Consider the following 6,000-nt stretch of genomic DNA (forward strand, 5'->3'; position numbering starts at 1 on the left):
CTGCCGTCACCGTCGTCGGCCACGCGACGTCGCCGGGAAGGGCCTTCGCTCCCATGGGCGGGTCAGTCGGTGTCCTCGCGCACCGCGCTGAAGATGCTGATGAGTTCGTCGATCGGGTCCTGGCCGAAGCAGAGCTCGAGCCCGTCGGCGGATTCCCGGGCCTTCTCCTTGCTGCGGCGGAAGAGCGCTTCCTCGTAGACGGCAAGGGCCTTCTCGGTGTCGCCTTCGTGCTCGGCGAGAGCCTCGCCGAGTTCGGCGCCGTCCAGCATCGCCAGGTTGGCGCCCTCACCGGCGAACGGTGACATGACGTGTGCGGCGTCACCGAGCAGCGTGGTGCCGGGGACGCGGTCCCAGCGGTGGCCGATGGGCAGGTTGTTGATCTTGCGAGGTACGAGGGCGGTGTCCGATGTCGCGAGCAGCGCCGTGAGGCTGTCGTCCCAGCCGTCGAACTGGGCGAGCACGGCTGCCTTGGCGGCTTCGGTGTCGCTGAAGTCGATGGCGTCGAGCCAGTCCTCGGCCACCCGCAGCGCGGTGTAGATGTGCAGGCTGCCGTCGGTCTGGTGGTGGGCGAAGAAGCCCTTGCCCTCGGCGAGCGCGAACAGCGCACCGTCTCCGACGACGGCCAGGCTGTCCGGGTGGCGGGCGGCGGCGTCGAGGAGGTTGGTCTCGATGAAGGAAATGCCGGTGTAGGCGGGCCGGGCGTCCGAGACCAGGGGCCGGATACGGGACCAGGCCCCGTCGGCGCCGATGAGCAGATCGGTGGTGTGGGCGGTGCCGTCAGCGAAGGTGACCTCGTGCCGGCCGTCGCCCAGCGAGCGTGCAGCCGTGACCTTGTGGCCCCACCGGACGGTGGTCTCGGGCAGCGAGTCGAGCAGGAGGTCGCGCAGTTGGCCGCGGTCGACTTCGGGACGGTCTCCGGAGCCGTCGTCGGCCTCTTCCCAGTGGAGGGTGGCGCGCTTGTCGACTACGCGGGTGGCTTCGCCACCGGTGTGGACCAGCGCGCGGAAGCCGTCGTAGAGGCCGGCGGAGCGCAGGGCGACCTGACCGTTGTAGGTGTGGATGTCGAGCATGCCGCCCTGGGTGCGGGCGCGCCGGCCGGCTTCCAGGTCGAAGACGACTGCTTCGATGCCCCTGGTGTGCAGGACGCGGGCCAGGGTCAGTCCGCCGAGTCCGGCGCCGACGATGGCGATGGGGTGGTGGGTGTTCATGGTGATTCCTTTCGCACCAGCCTGAGCCGGTGGCAGGGTCCCGGCACCTACGTGCCCGGGAGGATGGGAGGGAAGGCCTGAGCGTCGCCCGGTGGGTGGGTCAGGCGGTCCTGGCCGGTTCGGCCTCGGGCTTCGGCGGCTTCGGCGCGCTGCCGGGCTTGCCGCGCAGTGGGACTTCCTCGATGAACACCGCGGCGGCGAAGGCGGCTGCGGCGCAGAGGGCGCCGACCAGGAAGATCTGCTGGGTGCCGTGGGCCACCGCGTGCAGGTAGGCGTCCTTGGCCGCCCGGGACACCCCCTCGGCCCAGATGTCCGTGCGGCCGCCCTCGGCCGAAGCACCTGCGTGGCCCTGGACGGCGCGGGTGAACAGGGACCCGAGGGCCGCGACGCCGAGCGAACCGCCCAGGGTGCGGAAGAGGCCGGTGGCCGCGGACGCGGCGCCCATGTCCCTCAGCTCGACAGCGTTCTGGGCGATGGTGTTGGCCATCTGGATGGTGAAGCCGGTGCCTACGCCGACCAGCACCATGTAGGCGCTGGTGGCGAAGCGGGAAGTGGTGGTGTCCATGGTGGACAGCAGCCCCATGCCGATGGCGAGTGAGGCGGTACCCACGACGGGGAAGATCCTGTACTTGCCGGTCCTCGTCATCACCTTGCCCGCGACCAGGGACGCGGCGACGGTGCCGGCCATCATCGGAAGCAGCAGAAGCCCGGAGTCGGAGGCGGACGCGCCCTGCACACTCTGCTGGTACAGCGGCAGGTACAGCGTGCCGCCGAACATGGCCACACCGGCGACGATCAGCAGCACGGCGGAGATCGGGAAGTTTCGGTGGCCGGTGAAGATCCGCGGCGGCAGCAGAGGTTCGTCGGCCCGCTTCTGGGACGCGATGAAGGCTGCGAGGAGCAGTACGGCGGCTGCGCCGAGCGACAGGATCTGCCAGGAGGTCCAGGCGTAGGTGCTGCCGGCCCAGGTCGCGGCCATGACGATGGTGCTGATCATCGCGGTCATCAGGGTGATGCCGAGCCAGTCGATGACGACCTTGCCGCGGCGGGAGGTCGGCACGTGCAGCAGCATCCCGCACCACACCAGGCAGATCAGGCCGAGGGGGATGTTGATGTAGAAGGCCCAGCGCCAGCCGAGGTGACTGGTGACGAAGCCGCCCACCAGCGGGCCGCCGATGCTGCCGACGGCCTGGATGATCGCCACCATGCCCTGGTACCTGCCGCGCTCGCGGGGCGGCAGCAGCACGCCGATCAGGGCGAAGGCCCCAGCCATCAGGCCGCCGGCCCCGATGCCCTGCAGAGCACGGAAGCCGATCAGCTCGCCCATCGAGGACGCCTGGCCGGAGAGCGCCGAGCCGATCACGAACACCACGATCGAGCCCAGGAACAGGTACTTGCGGTTGAACAGATCACCGAGCTTGCCCCACACCGGAGTGGAGCAGGCAGCGGTCAAGGTGTAGGCGGTGACCACCCAGGAGATGTGGTCGATGCCGCCGATGTCCGCGACGACCACGGGCATCGCGGTACCGACGATGAGGCCGTCCAGCATCGACAGCAGCATCGCCGTCAGAACGCCGAGCAGGACCCAGCGGATGTTCTTCGGCACGACGGACGTGTCGTCGGCCGCGGGTGTGGTGGATGCGGACATGGCAGCTCACCTCTTTCGGGAACGGGGGAGGTGGACACCACCACCGTAACGAACATGTTCGGGACGAACAAGTTCGTCAGTGGGTGTGAGGAGCGTGGGTCCTGCTCCGGGCGATCGGCGTACCGACTGCGCGGGGGAACGGTGTGTCCGGAGGGTGAGCGGAGCTCGTTACGAGCCCTGCTGGCGGTGGCGCAGACGGATGCCGCTCACGGCGGGCCCCTGTGGGCTCGGTGTGCTCGCGCCGAAATGGCCCCTGCCCGCTGCCGCGGGACCCGCACGCATGGGGCCGCCTGGGAGGTCAGGATGCGACGCGTGGTGTGTGCAGGATGCCATTGAGGAGCATGTGGATCTGCCACGTCCGACGCGTCTGCGGAGTCCCCGACAGCAGCTCGGAACCGAGCGCGGCGACGTGCGGCGTATCGGCCGCGGAGGCGTTCTCCACGGCGGTGGCGACCGCGTTCCACTCCTCCTCGGTGTCGGGCGAGCCGTCCCGCCCGGCGTGCTCGGCCGCACTGGCGGTGGCCATCTGAAGCAGTACGTCCACACCCCAGGCTGCTTGGCCGTCCGGTACGCCACCCAGGCTGAGCAGCGCCAGCAGCGCCTCCAGCAGGTTCAGGTAGTTGGGGCCCGAAGGCCGGGCGACCAGTGCCGCCCTGGCCAGGCTCGGGTATTGGTGGAGGAGGTCGCTGTAGGAAGCGAGAACGGCCTCGATCCGCTCGCGCCAGTCCCCGCCCTCGGCGGCCGGCCCCAGGTCGACCTCGCCCAGCAGTTCGTCGAGGATCGCCGCATGCAGCTCGGCGGTGTTGGCCACGTACACGTACAGCGACGCCGGGCCGGTGTCGAGTTCCTTGGCCAGCCGGCGCATCGTGACCCGCTCCAGCCCCTCCGCACGCATGACCCGGACCGCGGTCGCGACGATCCCGTCGCGGGTCAGGGCCGGCTTGGCCGGGCGCTCACGGCGGCTGAGGGGCTGAGGTCGGGCGGTCATGTCACGAGCCTACCGAACATGTTCGTACCCAGGCCCGGCGTGTCGCACGGTCCGGCCGGCGTCCTCGGTGACGGAATCGTCAACAATTTGGTCGACAAGTATTGCGCCGAGTTTGCCGGAAGGCTACGTTCCTGCGCCGTACAGCCATTGTCGAGGTGGAGCGGCCCCCGGTCCTCCCCGCCGCCTTGGCGTCCCGCACGTTTTCCGATCCGGCGATCGAACGGAGACCCGAGCATGCTCCAGCTGTTCAGATGGTGGAGGGCGAAGTCGGCGGTCTTCCTGGCCACCCTCGCCGCCACCATGGCGCTCGTGACCGGTGCGAGCCTCGCGCTCGCCTACGGTGCGACCGGCAACGCGCAGGCCGCCGACTCGACCTCGGCGAACGCCACGACGACCAGCAGCACCTCCTCCGGTATCGCGCCGGCCATGTCCTGCTCCGGGACAGCCCAGCTGGACCTGGCGAGCGCCGTCCCCGGCGTCCCCTTCGAGATCACCTCCGCCACCGAACTGGCCGCGAGCGGCAACACCCTCGGCAACTGGGCCGCCTGTGACGTCAAGGGCGTGATCGCCCCGCAGATCCACTTCGAGATCAAGCTGCCCGAGACCGGCTGGCAGGCCAACTACCTCCAGGTCGGCTGCGGCGGCCTGTGCGGCAACACCAACGTGACCAACGCGCCCGCCTCGACCGGCTGCGTCCCGCTGACCACCGGCGCCTTCGCCGTCGCCTCCAGCGACGAGGGCCACTACCAGGGCGGCGGGCTCTTCTCCAGCGACCCGACGCTGCGCGCCGACTTCGGCTACAAGTCCGACCACGAGCTGGTCCAGGCGTCCAAGGCCATCATCGAGAAGTACTACGGGCAGGCGGCCACCCACTCCTACTTCGACGGCTGCTCCCAGGGCGGCCACCAGGCCCTCACCGAGGTCCAGCGCTATCCGACCGACTTCGACGGCGTCATCGCCGGCGCCCCCGCCAACAACTTCACCGCGCTGAACACCTTCTCGCACGCCTGGACCGCCCAGTCCGTCTACCTCGACGGCGGCCCGGCGACCCTCACCAACGCCGACCTCGCGGACCTGCACAAGGCCGTGCTGAAGGGCTGCGGCGCCCCCGCCGACGGGATCATCGCGGACCCGCTGAGCTGCACCTGGGACCCGGGCACCATCCGGTGCGGGGCCGGCCGGACCTCGACCTCCGACGCCTACTGCCTGACCGCCGACCAGGTCACCACCCTGCGCCGGATCTACGCCGGGCCGACCGACGAGCACGGCAGGCTGCTCTACCCGGGCTACCAACTGCGCGGCTCCGAGCTGAACTGGGCCGGGATCATCACCCCGGCCACCGCCACCGGCGCCTCCGGTGACATCGGCTTCGTCCGCGAGACCCTGCGCTACCAGGTCTTCGACAGCCCGCAGCCGGCCCTGACGTACAAGGACATCAAGTTCACGGCCGCCTACTACAAGAAGGTCATGCAGCCCAACGAGGGCATGTACGACGCCACCGACCCCGACCTCAGGGCGTTCAAGAAGGCCGGCGGCAAGCTGATCCTCTGGCACGGACTGGGTGACCAGCACATCCCCTCGGTCGGAACCATGGCCTACTACAAGGCGGTCGAGAAGGCCATGGGCGGCGAGGCGGCCACCAAGAGCTTCGCCCGGCTGTTCCTGCTTCCCGGTGTCGCGCACTGCGGCGGCGGCCAGGGCCCGGACACCTTCGACGCGCTGACCGCGATCACCGACTGGGTCACCACGGGCGACGCCCCGGACAGCCTGACGACCAGGTCGGTGGACAGCGGCGGCAACACCACCGCCTCCCGTCCGGTCTATCCCTTCCCGTACTACGCCAGGAACACCACGGGCGGCTCGGCCGCCGACGCCGGCAGCTACACCCCCGTCAGGTCCACCGCCGAGGCCGGCCTGAAGCTCGACTGGCTCGGTTCCTTCCGCTCCGGCTACGAGACGGTCGGCAACTGGGTCGGCGGCAAGTGGCTCGTCACCAAGGGCAGGTCCTGACACCGGTCCACCCCGAGCGCCGAGACCGTCGCGGGCCCCCGGGGGGGCGGGGGGCCCGCCGGGGGCGCGGGGGGGGGGGCCCCCACCGCACCCGGGCCCGGGGGCGGGGGGGGGGGGGGCGCGGGGCCCGCGGGACGGGGGGCCCG

The 6,000-nt window shown here is 70.6% G+C and carries 4 protein-coding genes; 1 reads left to right on the plus strand and 3 read right to left on the minus strand.

Features of this window, described 5'->3' with window-relative positions; translation table 11 throughout:
- Positions 1–62: 62 nt before the first annotated feature.
- From ABZ642_RS37605 to ABZ642_RS37615, 3 genes are all read right to left on the minus strand, one after another.
- Positions 63–1,208: an NAD(P)/FAD-dependent oxidoreductase gene (locus ABZ642_RS37605; protein ID WP_360493069.1), complete on the minus strand. Its 1,146-nt coding sequence runs from the start codon at positions 1,206–1,208 to the stop codon at positions 63–65.
- 100 nt (positions 1,209–1,308) lie between these two features.
- Positions 1,309–2,856 (minus strand): MDR family MFS transporter, encoded by a 1,548-nt coding sequence (locus ABZ642_RS37610; protein WP_360493072.1) that lies wholly within the window; start codon positions 2,854–2,856, stop codon positions 1,309–1,311.
- Between the two features lie 298 nt (positions 2,857–3,154).
- Complete coding sequence (locus tag ABZ642_RS37615; RefSeq protein ID WP_360493075.1) at positions 3,155–3,844, minus strand: TetR/AcrR family transcriptional regulator; 690 nt, start codon at positions 3,842–3,844, stop codon at positions 3,155–3,157.
- 234 nt (positions 3,845–4,078) lie between these two features.
- On the opposite strand from ABZ642_RS37615, the gene ABZ642_RS37620 reads away from it, so the two are divergent.
- Positions 4,079–5,854, plus strand: a complete 1,776-nt coding sequence (locus ABZ642_RS37620; protein ID WP_360493077.1) for a tannase/feruloyl esterase family alpha/beta hydrolase — start codon at positions 4,079–4,081, stop codon at positions 5,852–5,854.
- The last annotated feature ends 146 nt before the right edge of the window (positions 5,855–6,000 follow it).

The sequence above is a fragment of the Streptomyces sp. NPDC007157 genome, from assembly GCF_040634235.1.
Taxonomy (GTDB): domain Bacteria; phylum Actinomycetota; class Actinomycetes; order Streptomycetales; family Streptomycetaceae; genus Streptomyces.